Source organism: Rhodoferax saidenbachensis (genome assembly GCF_001955715.1).
Taxonomy (GTDB): domain Bacteria; phylum Pseudomonadota; class Gammaproteobacteria; order Burkholderiales; family Burkholderiaceae_C; genus Allorhodoferax; species Allorhodoferax saidenbachensis.
The window spans coordinates 4,137,012-4,151,290 of record NZ_CP019239.1 but is presented as its reverse complement, the minus strand read 5'-3'; the positions used below and the strand labels follow the sequence as shown (position 1 = coordinate 4,151,290).

General features: G+C 63.5%; 14 protein-coding genes. 3 read left to right on the top strand and 11 right to left on the bottom strand.

What is annotated here, in order from left to right; translation table 11 throughout:
* Positions 1-15: 15 nt before the first annotated feature.
* From RS694_RS19620 to RS694_RS19580, 9 genes are all read right to left on the bottom strand, one after another.
* Positions 16-606 carry a lysophospholipid acyltransferase family protein gene (locus RS694_RS19620; RefSeq protein WP_029708192.1) on the bottom strand — a complete coding sequence of 197 codons (591 nt, stop codon included), beginning with the start codon at positions 604-606 and terminating at the stop codon, positions 16-18.
* Positions 607-713: 107 nt separating this feature from the next.
* Positions 714-1,580 carry a PA4780 family RIO1-like protein kinase gene (locus RS694_RS19615; protein ID WP_029708191.1) on the bottom strand — a complete coding sequence of 289 codons (867 nt, stop codon included), beginning with the start codon at positions 1,578-1,580 and terminating at the stop codon, positions 714-716.
* Between the two features lie 37 nt (positions 1,581-1,617).
* The gene (locus RS694_RS19610) at positions 1,618-3,573 is read right to left on the bottom strand and encodes an AsmA family protein (RefSeq protein ID WP_029708190.1); all 1,956 of its coding nucleotides are present in this window, start codon (positions 3,571-3,573) and stop codon (positions 1,618-1,620) included.
* 4 nt (positions 3,574-3,577) lie between these two features.
* Entirely contained in the window at positions 3,578-4,213 is a 636-nt protein-coding gene (locus RS694_RS19605; RefSeq protein WP_051391930.1) for an ABC-type transport auxiliary lipoprotein family protein, read from the bottom strand.
* Positions 4,210-5,094, bottom strand: coding sequence for an MlaD family protein (locus RS694_RS19600; RefSeq protein WP_211274979.1), 885 nt, complete (start codon positions 5,092-5,094; stop codon positions 4,210-4,212). Before RS694_RS19600 ends, RS694_RS19605 begins: the two co-directional genes overlap by 4 nt.
* A gap of 53 nt (positions 5,095-5,147) precedes the next feature.
* On the bottom strand, positions 5,148-5,978 hold the full coding sequence (locus RS694_RS19595) for an ABC transporter ATP-binding protein (RefSeq protein WP_037247509.1): 831 nt from the start codon (positions 5,976-5,978) through the stop codon (positions 5,148-5,150).
* 1 nt (position 5,979) lies between these two features.
* Entirely contained in the window at positions 5,980-6,798 is an 819-nt protein-coding gene (locus RS694_RS19590; RefSeq protein ID WP_241464053.1) for an MlaE family ABC transporter permease, read from the bottom strand.
* A gap of 41 nt (positions 6,799-6,839) precedes the next feature.
* Positions 6,840-6,980, bottom strand: a complete 141-nt coding sequence (locus RS694_RS19585; RefSeq protein ID WP_076069945.1) for a DUF3096 domain-containing protein — start codon at positions 6,978-6,980, stop codon at positions 6,840-6,842.
* A gap of 169 nt (positions 6,981-7,149) precedes the next feature.
* Complete coding sequence (locus RS694_RS19580) at positions 7,150-7,866, bottom strand: glutathione S-transferase N-terminal domain-containing protein (RefSeq protein WP_076069942.1); 717 nt, start codon at positions 7,864-7,866, stop codon at positions 7,150-7,152.
* Positions 7,867-8,046: 180 nt separating this feature from the next.
* On the opposite strand from RS694_RS19580, the gene RS694_RS19575 reads away from it, so the two are divergent.
* Positions 8,047-8,874, top strand: a complete 828-nt coding sequence (locus tag RS694_RS19575; RefSeq protein WP_029706784.1) for a hypothetical protein — start codon at positions 8,047-8,049, stop codon at positions 8,872-8,874.
* Positions 8,875-8,917: 43 nt separating this feature from the next.
* Here RS694_RS19575 and RS694_RS19570 read toward each other — a convergent pair whose 3' ends face one another.
* Positions 8,918-9,868, bottom strand: coding sequence for a cation diffusion facilitator family transporter (locus tag RS694_RS19570; protein ID WP_029706782.1), 951 nt, complete (start codon positions 9,866-9,868; stop codon positions 8,918-8,920).
* A gap of 2 nt (positions 9,869-9,870) precedes the next feature.
* The gene (locus RS694_RS19565) at positions 9,871-12,798 is read right to left on the bottom strand and encodes a DNA topoisomerase III (protein ID WP_029706781.1); all 2,928 of its coding nucleotides are present in this window, start codon (positions 12,796-12,798) and stop codon (positions 9,871-9,873) included.
* A 102-nt stretch (positions 12,799-12,900) separates the two neighbouring features.
* Here RS694_RS19565 and RS694_RS19560 point away from each other — a divergent pair, with 102 nt between their 5' ends.
* Both RS694_RS19560 and RS694_RS19555 read left to right on the top strand, forming a co-directional pair.
* Positions 12,901-13,392, top strand: a complete 492-nt coding sequence (locus RS694_RS19560) for an SET domain-containing protein (RefSeq protein ID WP_420852656.1) — start codon at positions 12,901-12,903, stop codon at positions 13,390-13,392.
* A gap of 4 nt (positions 13,393-13,396) precedes the next feature.
* Positions 13,397-14,272 carry a biotin--[acetyl-CoA-carboxylase] ligase gene (locus RS694_RS19555; RefSeq protein ID WP_081708575.1) on the top strand — a complete coding sequence of 292 codons (876 nt, stop codon included), beginning with the start codon at positions 13,397-13,399 and terminating at the stop codon, positions 14,270-14,272.
* Positions 14,273-14,279 lie beyond the last annotated feature (7 nt).

Sequence of the window (14,279 nt, the reverse complement as noted above, 5' to 3'; positions counted from 1 at the left end):
ACCCGACGAGGAGCATTAGTTGGCGTGGAACTGGTCGGCGTTACGGCCTTTGAAGGGCGCGTAAAAGGCCTTGATGGTGGCCATGTCGGCGTCAATGTCGCCGGTGGGTATGAACACCGGGCCCAGGCCGCTGACCTTCTTTTCGTAGTCCATGTAGGCCATGATGATGGGCACCTGCGCACCGGTGGCGATGTAATAAAAGCCGGTCTTCCAGTAACGCGCCTTGGCGCGCGTGCCCTCGGGCGGCACGATGAGCTGCAGCGGCCCGTCGGCCGCCTGGATGGCGGCGACCGATGCGGCCACCAGGTTGTTGGCTGACTCCCGCTGCACGGGTATGCCGCCCAGCCACATCATGATGCCGCGAAACGGCGGCTTGAAGAGAGACTCCTTGCCCATCCAGTAGATGTTGAGCCGCAGTGCAAACGCCACCATCAGCGTGTAGGGCAGGTCCCAGTTGCTGGTGTGCGGCGCGGCGATAAAAACGCTTTTGGTGCAGTTGGCAGGCAGGCTGCCTTCAACCTTCCAGCCGGTGAGTTTGAGAAAGGTAACGGACAGCGCGCGCAGAACGGTGTTGACCACCGGGGTGTCAAAAATGGTGAGGTGCATGGGCCGGCATTGTCGCCGATATATTCAAGCAAAATTAGCCCCTAGCCCGCATAGGGGCTGCGCAAGCAGCTATGAATATGCTAGCAAATTGACTTAAATCAAATCGACTAAGCCGTGGCCATGCGCAGCCGACGCGCGGCGTCTTCGGCGCGGGCGTCGTCAATCTCGCGCAGCACGGCCTGCATGTCCACGTCGGCGGTGGCGCGCTCGTAGTGGCCGGTGAGCGGGGTCTCGTTGCTGAGCAGGCCGCCCTGGTACAGGCTCCAGATCTCGGGGCCAAAGTCGGTCTTGAGCAGTGTGGGTGCAAACTGGCCAAAGAAGTCGCGCAGGTTGGCCACGTCGCGCAGCAACATGCGTTGTGCGTGGTTGTTGCCCGCAGCATCCACCGCCTGCGGCAGGTCGATGATCACGGGCACGTCCACGCCGTCGTCACCGCCGGAGTTCGCCAGCAGGATGTTGAACTCTGACAAGTCCCCGTGCACCACACCCGCGCACAACATGCGCACCACTTCGCCGATCAGCGTGGCGTGGTGTTGCAGCGCCTGCTCCTCTGTGAAGGCCACGTCGTTCAGGCGCGGTGCGGCGTCGCCATTCGCGTCGGTCACCAGCTCCATGAGCAACACACCGTCGTGGAAGTTGTAGGGCTGGGGCACGCGCACGCCGGCCGCGGCCAATCGGTACAGCGCGTCGACCTCGGCGCTTTGCCAGGCGGCCTCTTGTTCCTGGCGGCCAAAGCGGCTGCCCTTGGCCATGGCGCGGGCCGAGCGGGAGTTTTTGACTTTGCGGTTTTCGGTGTAGTCCACCGCCTGGCGGAAGCTGCGGTTGTTGGCTTCCTTGTAGATCTTGGCGCAGCGGGTCTCGTCGCCACAGCGCACCACAAACACCATGGCCTCCTTGCCGCTCATGAGCTGGCGCACCACGGTGTCGATCAGGCCTTCTTCAACCAGGGTTTGCAGTCGGGGGGGAGCTTTCATGCCGCTAATGTACGCGCGGCTTGGGCCGAGCTCCGCACTAACGGGCCGTGGCTTTGGCGTCGCGCACCAGTTGCCCGCAATCGCTGTCCTTGCCGGGGCCGGCGTCGATCAGCGGGATCAGGGCCAGAAACGGATTGATTGCCCCCAGCGCCACCGCGCCGGCCGCACGCAGCGCCACCCGTCCCTTGTCCACGCTGACTGTGGGCTTGGCAAAGCTGCCGCGGACATAGATGGGGCTGCGCAACGCCACCGGGCTGGTGGTCTTGGTGCGTGGCTGCAGCGTCAGGTCGAGCTGTTCCTCTGCCAGATTGATGTTGCCGCTGCCAAACAGGGTGGTGACTTCGGTATCAAACACCAGGGCGTTGGCCTGCATGTTGCCCTGCTTCACATCAAAGTCCGCCACCACACAGCGCAGCTGCACCTGTTTGTCGCCGGTCAAACTGAGTGTCAGGATTTCCCAGATATGCAGCCCGGCTTTTTCCATCATCAGGCGGCTGATCTGCCCGCCCGACACGACCAGGCCCATCTTGCCGTTGGAGCTGGCCAACATGCTGCCCACCGAGCTGCCGCTGCCCACCAAATCGAAGTCGCCATTGAGTTCACCCAGGCTGGTTTGGGCCAGCGCCACGGTGGGGAACAGTTGCGACAGCAGCAGCTTGCGTGCGCGTATCTGTGCCCGCGCCTGGATGGGGTTGTTGCGCCCGTCCAGCGTGATGTTGGCGCGCAGTTGACCGCCCGCAAAGCCGAACTCCAGTGGCTCCAGTGTGAGCACCGCGTCCTGCATCTTCAGGTGGACCTGCATGTCTTCGAGTGGCAAGGCCTTGGCCCGGGCGATGGTCTTGGCGCGGATTTGCACGTCGGCGTCGACCGAACCCCAGCGCTCGGCATGGAAAGGCAGGTCGGGCAAGACACGGGCCTCGCGCGGTGTTTGGGGGTTGGCTGCGGTTGCAGCGGGCTGGGCGGCGGCTTGGGCCACGCTGCCGGGGCGCGCGCCAATCAACGGGCCCAGATCTTCGAGCGCCAGCAGTTGCGAGCGCAGATCGCCCGTGAGCATGGGGCGTTTTCCGCCCGTGACCACTTGCACAAAACCGGCGATATCGCTGCCCCCCACGCGCCCGGTGAACTGCTCATAGCGCCAGGTAGTGCCGGTGCGCAGCAAACGGCCCTGCGTGCTGTAGGCGGGTGTCGCGGGTAAGGCGATGCCCAGCAAAGGGTACAGCTGCTCCAGGCTGTCGCCCTTCAAAGACATCTGCATGTCCACCGCAGTGAGCGCCAAAAGGCCGGTGACCGTGCCGTTGAGTTTGACCTGCGTACGGCCCAGCATGGCCTCACCTCGGAGTGGATAGGGCTGCGTGGCGTCGCGCAGCGCGAGCACCGGGCCGCCGTTGCCCTGGGCCTTGAGTGGTTGGCCCTTGTAGGTGCCAGTGGCGGTGAATGCCAGGTCGGTGGCGCCGCCGATGGTGGCGGCATTGGAGGTGGACAGCTCGCTGCGGATGCGGGTTTTCTGCGCCGCGTCGTCGTAGCCCAGTGTGCCGTGGTCCAGCGCGATGCGCCCGATAGCAATGCGCGCGTCTTCGTCTTGCTGTTTCAGGTCCAGCAGCCAGCTCTTGCGTCCGTCCACCGCCTGCTCCAGAAACACGGCCGCATGGTCCAGCCGCACTTCGGGAAACGCGACTTTGCGCAGCAGCAGTTGCGACAGGTCCACCGACACCTCCACGCCTTGCGCGGCCAGCATTTGTTTCTCCTGCGTCCAGGCGGGGTTGGCAAACTGCACACCTGCGGCGTGCAGGCGTGCCACCGGCCAGCCGAAGTCCACCGTCAGGTCACCTTCGATCTGCAACACACGCCCGGTTTTCTCCAGGGTGTAACGCTCCAGCGGCTCGCGCATCCAGTTCCAGCCCAGAAGTGCGATGAGCAGCACGGCCAGCAACAGCAGGCTCAATATCGAGCCCACGATCCACGCGGCGATTTTTAGCAAGGGAGATGGTTTCATGGATTCACTTGGGTTGTGCCGCCACAAACTGCGCTAGTTCGGTCGACACCGTTTGCACCGCCTGGTTGGCCGCGGCCACGCCGCCTTGTGGGGTGTCGCTGGCAGCGGGGGCCTCGGCGCGGAACTCGCGCCAGGCCAGTACGCGGCGTGTTTTGTCGTCCAGCAAAAAGGCGCGCAGCGTGAGCTGCACCCGGCTGGGGCTGGTCTGGAAGTTGTGTTGCAGCTGGATGATTTCGGTCTCCAGCCGCAGATCACCGGTGGCGCCCGCCGGTGTGAGCACCACGGCGCCAAAGGCACCGGTGGCCTGCATGTGTGCGGCCAGCAGCGGCCCCAGCATACGGGCCGGCGTGTCGACCCACTCGCTGTGCGCGAAGTACTCCACCTGGTGGGCATTGCGCACAAAGATGATGCGCTGGCTGTCAAACCCGGCCGCGGCGCGGGTGGGGGTGATGACCAGCGTGGGCAGGGTGCGGGTGGCGCTGTCGGGTGCGCGTGCGGGTGCTGTGGTGGGCGTCGCATTGAGCGCGTAAAAGGCGGGTGGTTCGGTGTTGCTGGGCTTGAGTACGCTGCAGGCGCTCAGGGCCACGGCGCACAACACGACCAGCGTGTGTGCGGCCCGGCGGTTGTTCCAAGGTGTCATCGTGGTTCCCCCGTTTCACCGGGGCCTACGGGCACCGGTGTGCGTCCAAAAATCAGGCCACGCGGGTCGCGCCGGGTCTGGTCGGTCAATTGGCGCAGCGAGCCGGACAAGGTGCTCAGTTCGCCCAACAGGCGTTCCAGCTCTGGCAGTGTTTCAGCGCTGAAATGCCGCACGTCGGAGCCAATCACGTCCACCGTCTTGCCCGCGCTCACGCTGGTCTTGGCCACTTCGGTGCCCATGGTGTTGACCGAGTCTGCAGCGCGCGCCACGCGGTCGGTCAGATCGCTCAGCTTGGCGCTGGCCTGGGCGGTGTTTTTCAGGGTGGTGGCGCCGTCCGCCAACCCACTGTCGATGCTGTCCTTGCGCGCAGCCAGGGTGCGGGTGACCACGGCAATATCGGCCAGCGCGTTGCGAAACGCGGCCTGGTTCTCGGGGCTCAGGATGGCGTTGATGTTGTTGGAGGTGCTGTCCAGTTTGGCCAGCACACTGGTGAGCACGTTCTCCAGCCGTGCGGCCAGTGACGGCTTGGTCTGTATCTGCGGGTACGGCGTGTCACCCTGGGCCACGAGCATGGGGGAGGCTGCGCTGCCACCGCTGAGCTCCACATAGGCAATGCCGGTCAGCCCCTGGGTCTTGAGCACGACGATCGTGTCTTGCTTGACGGGGGTGCCGTGTTCAATGGAAAACAGCAGGTTCACGCGCTGCGGGTTGGTGGTGTCGAGCTGGATGTCCTGCACCTTGCCCACCGTCACGCCGTTGTATTTGACCGGTGCGTCTACGTTGAGCCCGGCCACGGATTCGTCTTCCACGGCCAGGTAGGTGTCGTATTTTTTCTGCCATGCGCCGCCCGAGGCCAGCCACAGCAGGATGGCGATGAGCACGGCACCCAGCCCGAGGACGAAAGCGCCGATCAGCGCGTAATTGACTTTGGTTTCTATGATGGCTCCCCGGCAAGCGCTTCGGCCTGCGGTTGGACTTGTGTTTTTGCCTGCGTTTGGGCCGTTCTTGCGCGCGGCCCCTCAAAAAATGTGCGCACTGCGGGGTTGTCGCTTTGCGCCAGCTCGGCCATCGCGGCGACGGCCTGCACCTTACCGTCGGCCAGCACGGCCACGCGGTCGGTCACTTGCCACAGCAGATCCAGGTCGTGGGTGATGACCACTACGGTGAGGTCCAGCGTGTCGCGCAGCGTGCGCACCAGCGCGTCAATGCCGGCGGCGCTGTGGGGGTCCAGCCCGGCGGTGGGTTCGTCCAGAAATAGCAGCTCAGGGTCCAGCACCAATGCGCGTGCCAGTGCCGCGCGTTTCAACATGCCGCCGCTGAGTTCGGAGGGCAGTTGTGCGCCGACTTTCACATCGAGTCCCACGGCATCGAGCTTGGCGCGGGCGATGGTGTCAACCTCGGCATCCGTCATCTTGCGGTGTTCGCGCAGCGGCAGGCCAATGTTTTCCAGCACCGTGAGTGAACCAAACAGCCCGCCGTGTTGGAACAACACACCAAAACGCTGGCGCAGCGCGAGTGCCGCGTCGTCGTTGATGTCCGCCAGATCGGTGCCCAGCACGCGTACGCTGCCTTCGCTGGGTTGTTGCAACAGGATCATTTCGCGCAAGAGCGTGGACTTGCCCGAGCCGCTGCCGCCAATGATGGCCAGCACTTCGGCTTTGCGCACCGCGAGGTTGACGCCGTTGTGCACCACGTGGCTGCCAAAACGCGTGACCACGTCGTGCATCTCAATCGCCATGTCAGGGGTTGCGGTGGGTGTCTGCATATCAGAGGTCCAGCACGCTGAAAGCGATGGAGAACAAGGCGTCCGCCAGGATCACCAGAAAGATGGACTGCACCACCGCACGGGTGGTCTGCCGCCCCACGCTGTCGGCACCACCCCGGGTGCGAAAGCCCTGGAAACAACCGATGACGGAAATGATGACGGCGAACACCGGCGCCTTGCCAATGCCCACCAGGTAGGACGTGGTGCTGACCGCATGCGGAAAGCGGGCCAGAAATTCGTGGAAGCTCACGCCCAGTTGCGCACGCGCCATCAGCATGCCCCCGAGCACGCCCAGCACATCGGCAAACACCGTGAGCAGCGGCAGCGCAATCACCAGCGCAATGAGTTTGGGCAGCACCAGCATGTCCAGCGGCGCAATGCCCAGCGTGCGCATGGCATCGACCTCCTGCGTGACCTGCATGGTGCCGATCTGCGCCGCATAGGCAGAGCCGGAGCGCCCGGCGATGATGATGGCGCTCATGAGCGGCGCAAACTCGCGCAGCATCGACAGGCCCACCAGATCGGTCACGTAAATGTTGGCGCCGTACTGGCGCAACTGGCCCGCCCCCTGATAAGCCACCACAATGCCCAGCAGAAACGACAACAGGCCCACGATGGGCATGGCGTCCAGCCCGGCGGTGCGCAGGTTGAAAAGGATCGGGCGCCAGCGGATGCGCGCGGGATGCGTGAACCAGCCCAAGAGGGCCAGCGCGGTTTCGCCGACAAAACTGAGCAAGGCAAAGCCCTGCGCCCCCACACCCGCAACCGAGCGGCCAATACGTTCCAGTACTGGCAGCGGAGAAGTGGTGGAGTCAGCCACGGCAGCCGCCTGTTTTGTCGGTTTGCGGGGTGTTGCGGGTATTAATGCAAACCGAACAGGCCCACCACACCAATCACGATCAGGTAGATGGCCACGATGTAGTTCAGCAGGCGCGGCACCATCAGGATGAGAATGCCTGCGATCAGGGAAATCAGCGGGGTCAGGGCGAGATTGACGTTCATGGAAGCTCCGGGACGTGGATGGGTGAAAAGGTCACGCCCGGATGATGCGCCGCACGCACGGAATTCACCGTGCGCTGGCGTACACAAGTCAAATCAGCTTCTGGCCCGCATGCAGTGTGCGCGGGAAGCTATCAAATGAGGAGCAATTCTGGCCTGTGGCCAGACCCCATCAGCCCCGCGCTGGAATGGCGAGGCCGCGCACGACGGCGGGCCGCTCCACAAACGCCGCCAATACGCGCGCCACGTTCGGGAAGTCGGCAAAGCCCACCAGGTCGCCTGCACCGTAAAAGCCGACCAGGCCGCGCACCCAGGGAAAGATGGCGATGTCGGCGATGGTGTATGCGTCACCCATCATCCACGCGCGCCCGGTCAGGCGCTGCTCCAGCACGCCCAGCAGGCGTTTGCTTTCGGCCACGTAACGGTCGCGCGGGCGTTTGTCTTCAAAGTCCTTGCCGGCAAACTTGTGGAAGAAGCCAAGCTGGCCAAACATGGGGCCAATGCCGCCCATCTGGAACATCACCCACTGCAGGGTTTCGTAGCGACCCGCGGCGTCCTGGGGGATGAACTGGCCAGTTTTCTCGGCCAGGTACATCAGGATCGCGCCGGATTCGAAGAGTGCCAGCGGTTGGCCGCCCGGGCCATTGGGGTCCAGGATGGCGGGGATCTTGTTGTTGGGGTTGAGCGCGAGGAAGGCCGGCGACATCTGGTCGTTGGTCTCAAAGCTCACCAGGTGCGCCTCGTAGGGCAGGCCCATTTCTTCCAGCAGGATGGACACCTTCACGCCGTTGGGCGTGGGCAGCGAATAAAGCTGCAGCCGCTCGGGGTGCTGGGCAGGCCATTTTTGGGCGATGGGGTGGGTGATGGGGGTTGGGGTGGTTTGGCGCATAACCGCCATTCTGGCGGTAATGGCAATTGCCCGCCCCGGCAAGGTTTTGGGATTTGGCATGCCGTTCGCCTCTGAAAACCACAGGGTCAACACGCCCGCCAGAAAAGCAGGCAATCTGCCAACTAGTGCCCTTGAGGCGATGGCGGCTTGCGCTTACCATGGCTTTTTACCCCCTCCTCCATGTTTGTCATTCCTCCCCACCTCTTGCCGCGTCTGGCGCTTTGCGCCGCGTTGCTGGGGGCTGGCTGTGGCGCAGGGGCGGCGTGTTCCCGGCCCATCGTGGTGCCGGTGTCCAGCATTGGGGTGGTCATGGTGGTGGACGGCGAGCGCGTCAGCGGGGTCTACCCCGAGGTGCTGCGTGACCTGAGCGAAAAGTCGGGCTGTGTGTTCCAGTTCCAGGTCTATCCGCGGGCGCGCTCGGACCAGATGTTTTTTGATGCGGGCACGATGGATGTCACGTTGCCGGCCAGCTTTGTCGCCGAGCGGGCCCAGATCGCCACGTTTGTGCCGCTGGTCAAGATATTGCCGACGCTGGTGAGCCTCAAGCCGCTGGCCGCCGACGTGGTGTCGGTCAAACAATTGCTGGAGAACAAGGCGCTGCGTGGCGCCGTGGTGCGCGGTTTTACCTTTGGCAAGGAATACCAGGCGCTGGTGGATACGCTGGATAAAGAAGGCCGGCTGGACATGGCCAACGACATCAGCACCGTGGCGCGCATGCTGGTGGCCGCGCGCGTGGACTTTACCGTGGTGCCGCCGCACCTACTGCGTGCCGCGCTGGCCAACGATGCCAAGGGTGCGGTCTGGCTGGGGCAGGTCAAAAGCCAGCCGCTGGAGGGCTTGCCGCGCATCGACAGCGGGGTTTACATCTCACGCCGCTCGCTCAGCGAGGCCGACCAGGAAGCGTTGCGCGTGCTGTTTACCGCAGCGGCGCGTGATGAGCTGTTTGTCAAAGGCCACCTGAAGTACTACCCGGCAGAGGCCATCCGCGGCATCGTCACACGGCCTTGAGCCTGCAAAACAGGCCGAACGGAGGTACGTGTTCAGCATCGCCCTAAGGCGATGTGGGGGGCGCATGGTCAGCGTCGGGGCGCTGCGCCGGGTCCACGTGGGTCATTACATTGAGCACGCGGTGGCGCTGCATCACGGCAGCACGTGCGGCGACGGCGATGTTGTGGCCGGCCTCGACGGTGAGCGTGGCGTCCACTTCGATGTGCACATCCACCACCACCATGTCACCCATCTTGCGGGTGCGGATGTCATGCACACCGGCCACGCCGGGTGTGGTCAGCACAGTGGTGCGAATGGCCTGAACTTCTTGTTCGTCCACGGCGCGGTCCATCAGGTCGTGCAGTGCGTCCCAGCCAAAGCTCCACCCCATGCGGCCCACCATGAAGCCCACAATCAACGCGGCAATCGGGTCCAGCAACGGGTAGCCCATGAGGTTGCCGATGAGGCCGATGCTGACGACCAGTGACGAAGCAGCGTCGGAGCGCGCATGCCAGGCGTTGGCCACCAGCATGCTGGACTTGACCGTTTTGGCCACGCGCAGCATGTAGCGAAACAGCAGTTCCTTCGCAGCGATGGCGCCCAGCGCTACCCAGAGCGCAGAGGCATGGGCCGTCGCAATGGACTCGGGGGTTTCCAGCTTTTGCAATGCCGACCAGACCATGCCCACGCCCACGGCCAGCAGCACCAGGCCCAAGGCCAGTGATGCACCGGTCTCAAACCGCTGGTGGCCATAGGGATGGTCCAGGTCTGCGTCTTTTTGGCTGTGGTGGTTGGCAAACAGCACCACAAAGTCGGACACCAGGTCCGACAGCGAATGGATACCGTCGGCAATCAGCCCCTGCGACTTGGCCAACACACCCACCACGATCTGCGTGGTGGACAGCACCACATTGACCGCCACGCTGACCCAGGTGCTGCGCGCTGCAACGGCAGCACGTTCTTCTGCCGTGTGCGTGGCGTGTTCGGAGTCGTCGTCGGGGGTGACGAATTGCATGGTCAGCTCAAATGTTTGCCCGCAATGCCCGCGAGCTCAAACATCGTGACCTGCTCCTTGCCAAATACCTTCAGCAGCTTGGCGTCGGCGTTGATGGCGCGTTTGTTGGTCGCGTCCTGCAGGTTGTTGGCCTTGATGTAGTCCCACAGCTTTTTCATGACCTGCGGGCGTGCGACCAGCTCTGGCCCGATCACTGCGGCGAGTTCGGCGCTCGGTGTCTTGCCGCTGGCGGCGGTGGTCTTGCGCGGCACTTTTGGTTTGGCTTCTTTGGTGGCTGTGGTTTTGGCAGCAGCCTTCTTGGCCGGTGCTTTTTTGGCGGCTACTTTCTTGGCTGGCGTCTTAGCAGCCGCTGTTTTGGCAGCCGTCTTGCGCGGCGGGAACTTGCTGGGTGCGAACTCGAAGTTCACCTTGCCGGCTTCGGCATCCCACGCCAGCATCGCCTTGAAGGCGCGGCGCGTGCGCATGGAGACAAACTTGTCCAGCAAATCGGTTTTGCCGGTTTCCAGCAGCTTGGTCATTTGCGCGCGCTCAATCGGTTGCTGCAGGATGATCTGACCGCTCTTGAAGTCGCAGGTGGGTGTAGGTTGCTCCATCGTCGGCACGGACTTGTTGCAAACGTAGTTCTTGCCATGTTCGAACACCGAGCCGCCGCACTTGGGGCACACGCCCAGCGTTTCCTTGCCACTGAAATCAATCAGCTCGCCCGACTCTTCACCGGCCTTGTCGTCGCCAAAGTCGAACTCCAGTTTGTAGTTCTTGGCCTCTTCGTCGAATTTGATGACCATCTCGGCCACGAACGGCCAACCCGCCTTGGAGCGGAAACCGTCCAGTGGGCCGATGTGTTTGTCACGCAGGAACTGCTCCACTTCGGCGGGCTCGAAGGTGCGACCGGCGGGTGACTTGCCAAACGAGAAGCCGCAGCCTTCTTCGGCGCCCGCTTTGCCGGTGCAGGTGTAGCGGCGGTAGTTTTCCTTGACGATGCCGCCGCAGTTGGGGCACGGGCTGTTCAGCGTGGCGTAGTCGCCCGGAATGGTGTCGCGGTCGTACTCTTTGGCCTTCTTGACCATACGCTCGGTCATGGACGCAATCTCGGCCATGAAGGCCTCGCGGCTCATCTTGCCGTGCTCCATCTGGCTGAGTTTGTATTCCCATTCACCGGTGAGTTCGGCCTTGGTCAGCTCTTGCACGTCCAGGCCACGCAGTAGCGTCATCAGCTGGAACGCCTTGGCCGTGGGGATCAACTCGCGGCCTTCGCGCAGCATGTATTTCTCGGCGATCAAACCTTCGATGATGGACGAGCGCGTGGCGGGTGTGCCCAGGCCTTTTTCCTGCATGGCTTCGCGCAGTTCGTCGTCTTCGACGGTCTTGCCCGCGCCTTCCATGGCGCCCAGCAGGGTCGCTTCGGAGTAACGTGCGGGGGGACGGGTCTTGAGGCCCTTGGGGTCCACGGTGTCGGTCTTGACCTTTTCGCCAGGCGCGACAGGCACCAGGCTTTGGCCCTTGTCGCCATCCTTGGCGTCAGCCACTTCGTCCGCAGCTTCCTTGCCGTAGATCGCCAGCCAGCCCGGCTTGACCAGTACCTTGCCTTCGGTCTTGAAGTTGTGGTTCGCCGCGGTCGTGATGCGGGTTGTCACCTGGTATTCCGCGCTGGGGAAGAAGATGGCCATGAAACGGCGCACGACCAGGTCGTAGACCTTTTGTTCGGCTTCCGACAGGCCGGAGGGTGCCTGCAGTGTGGGGATGATGGCAAAGTGATCCGACACCTTGGCGTTGTCAAACACACGCTTGGTCGGCTTCACATAACTTCCCTTGACGGCCTGTGCGGCAAATGGCGCGAGGTGCTTCATGCCGCTGTCGGCCAGCATCTCCAGCGTCTGCTTGGCGACCGCCACATAGTCTTCGGGCAGGTAGCGCGAATCGGTACGCGGGTAGGTCAGCGCCTTGTGGCGTTCATATAAAGACTGTGCAATCGACAGCGTGGTCTTGGCGGAGTAGCCAAACTTGCCGTTGGCTTCGCGTTGCAGGCTGGTCAGGTCAAACAGTTGCGGCGATGCCTGGGTGGTGGGCTTGCTCTCTTCAGTAACAGTCGCTTGCTGGCCGCGCACCGCATCGGCAATCGCTTGCGCTTCGCGCTCGGTCCACACGCGGTCGGCCTTCTTCTCTGCGTCGTCTGCGTCTTTCTTGTGCGCAGGGTTGAACCACTTGGCGGGGTACTCACCGGCCTGCGCGCCAAACGAGGCGTGGATTTCCCAGTAGTCGCGGCTGATGAACTTGCGAATCTGCTCTTCGCGCTCGACCACCACGGACAGCGTAGGCGTCTGCACTCGGCCGACGGTGGTCAGGAAGAAGCCGCCATCCCGGGAGTTGAACGCGGTCATCGCACGGGTACCGTTGATGCCCACCAGCCAGTCGGCCTCGGAGCGGCAACGGGCGGCGTCGGCCAGCGGTTGCATCTGCGCATTGGTGCGCAGTGCGCCGAAACCGTCGCGGATCGCTTGCGGTGTCATGGACTGCAGCCACAGGCGGGACACAGGCTTGCCCAGCGGCTTGGCGCCACCGGCGTATTGCTCGATCAGGCGGAAGATCAGCTCCCCTTCGCGGCCCGCGTCACAGGCGTTGACGATCTTGTCCACGTCCTTGCGCTTGGCCAGCTTGACCACGGCGTTCAGGCGCGTCTTGGTCTTGTCGACGGGTTTGAGGTCAAAGTGCGGCGGGATCACCGGCAGGTTGGCAAAGCTCCATTTGCCGCGCTTGACGTCGAATTCTTCGGGCGCCTGGATCTCGACCAGGTGGCCGACCGCGCTGGAGACAACGTAGGTGTCGCTCTCAAAGTATTCGTCGTGCTTCTCGAATTTGCCCGCCGTGGGCGTGAGGGCGCGCACGATGTCTTGGGCTACGGAAGGCTTCTCGGCAATGACTAAGGTTTTCATCTGACTACAATCCAGTCTCTCGCGGGCGCGCAGGTGCGCGCGCTCACATACGCGGGCACGCACATGCGCGCCCATACGATTCACCATACCAAATTTTTCGACGTGGCCAAAATTTCTGCGGTTTCCCCGGCGACTTCTTCCAGCAAGCGCATTCAAACCCGCCGCTCCGGTGTGCATGGCAAAGGCGTGTTTGCGCTGCAGGACATCGCCGAAGGCGAGACCATCATCGAGTACATCGGTGAGGTGATTTCCTGGCCCGAGGCGCAGCGCCGCCACCCGCACGACCCCAAGGACCCGAATCACACGTTCTACTTCCACATCGACGAAGACCATGTGATCGACGCCCTGTTTGGCGGCAATTCCTCGCGCTGGATCAATCACTCGTGTGATGCGAATTGCGAGGCGGATGAAGACGGCGGACGCGTCTTTATCAAGGCGCTGCGCAATATCAAGGCCGGTGAAGAGCTGAACTACGACTACGGCCTGATCATCGACGAGCGTTACACGCCCAAACTCAAGGCCGAATACCCTTGCTGGTGCGGCGCCAAGAAGTGCCGCGGCACCTTGCTGGCACCCAAGCGCGGAAAACGCTAAAACCATGGGAAGGCCGGAATTCCCCGCCGGGCCGCCCCAAGGGGAATTAGCCCCCTCGGGGGGCAGCGACCCGCGTAGCGGCGGAGCGTGGGGGCAACCTATCCAGTGGAATGCAGAGGCCATCTGGGAAGCCGTCTACCCACTGCTGCCCGCGTTCACCGTTGAGGTCCTTCCCGAGATTGACTCGACCAATACCGAGTTGATGCGCCGCGCGCGCGCCGGCCAGCTCGACCCGGTGCTGCTGGTGGCCGAACGCCAAAGCGCAGGCCGCGGGCGCCTGGGGCGTGACTGGCAAAGCGCCGCGCAGGATCAACAACCGAATTTGACGTTCTCTCTGGGCCTGCCATTGGCCTTGACGGACTGGTCTGGCCTGTCACTGGCCGTGGGTTTGGCCGTGGTGCAAAGCCTGCACGCCGACCTGCGCCTGAAGTGGCCCAACGATGTGTGGCTGGATGGCCGCAAGCTGGCCGGCATTCTCATTGAAACCGCTAGCGTGGGCGATGTGCGTTACGCGGTCATTGGTATTGGTATCAATATCGCCCCATGCGACGCTGAAGGCCTGCGCACACCGCCGGCCGCCTTGTCTGAGCTGTGGCCCGAGGCCACGGCCCCGCTGGTGTTGACGCGCGTGGTGCTGCCGCTGGTGCACGCGCTGCGGGCGTTTGAACGCGAAGGTTTTGCGCCGTTGCGAGCCGCCTTCCACACGCGGGACCTGCTGTACGGGCATGAAGTGGTGTGCAGCGACGGCCTGGTGGGCATGGCGCGTGGCGTGGACGCCAGCGGTGCCCTGCTGGTGCATACTGACCAGGGTCTGAAAAAAATCAGCAGTGCGGAGGTCAGCGTGCGACCCACGGCCCGACCCGCTGCGCCAACCTCCTAGTAAACCC

What these genes read in the sequence shown, in the direction of transcription:
- RS694_RS19620 (WP_029708192.1), bottom strand. Translation starts at nt 606, where the DNA reads ATGCACCTCACCATTTTTGACACCCCGGTGGTCAACACCGTTCTGCGC.
- RS694_RS19615 (WP_029708191.1), bottom strand. Translation starts at nt 1,580, where the DNA reads ATGAAAGCTCCCCCCCGACTGCAAACCCTGGTTGAAGAAGGCCTGATC.
- RS694_RS19610 (WP_029708190.1), bottom strand. Translation starts at nt 3,573, where the DNA reads ATGAAACCATCTCCCTTGCTAAAAATCGCCGCGTGGATCGTGGGCTCG.
- RS694_RS19605 (WP_051391930.1), bottom strand. Translation starts at nt 4,213, where the DNA reads ATGACACCTTGGAACAACCGCCGGGCCGCACACACGCTGGTCGTGTTG.
- RS694_RS19595 (WP_037247509.1), bottom strand. Translation starts at nt 5,978, where the DNA reads ATGCAGACACCCACCGCAACCCCTGACATGGCGATTGAGATGCACGAC.
- RS694_RS19585 (WP_076069945.1), bottom strand. Translation starts at nt 6,980, where the DNA reads ATGAACGTCAATCTCGCCCTGACCCCGCTGATTTCCCTGATCGCAGGC.
- RS694_RS19580 (WP_076069942.1), bottom strand. Translation starts at nt 7,866, where the DNA reads ATGCGCCAAACCACCCCAACCCCCATCACCCACCCCATCGCCCAAAAA.
- RS694_RS19575 (WP_029706784.1), top strand. Translation starts at nt 8,047, where the DNA reads ATGTTTGTCATTCCTCCCCACCTCTTGCCGCGTCTGGCGCTTTGCGCC.
- RS694_RS19570 (WP_029706782.1), bottom strand. Translation starts at nt 9,868, where the DNA reads ATGCAATTCGTCACCCCCGACGACGACTCCGAACACGCCACGCACACG.
- RS694_RS19565 (WP_029706781.1), bottom strand. Translation starts at nt 12,798, where the DNA reads ATGAAAACCTTAGTCATTGCCGAGAAGCCTTCCGTAGCCCAAGACATC.
- RS694_RS19555 (WP_081708575.1), top strand. Translation starts at nt 13,397, where the DNA reads ATGGGAAGGCCGGAATTCCCCGCCGGGCCGCCCCAAGGGGAATTAGCC.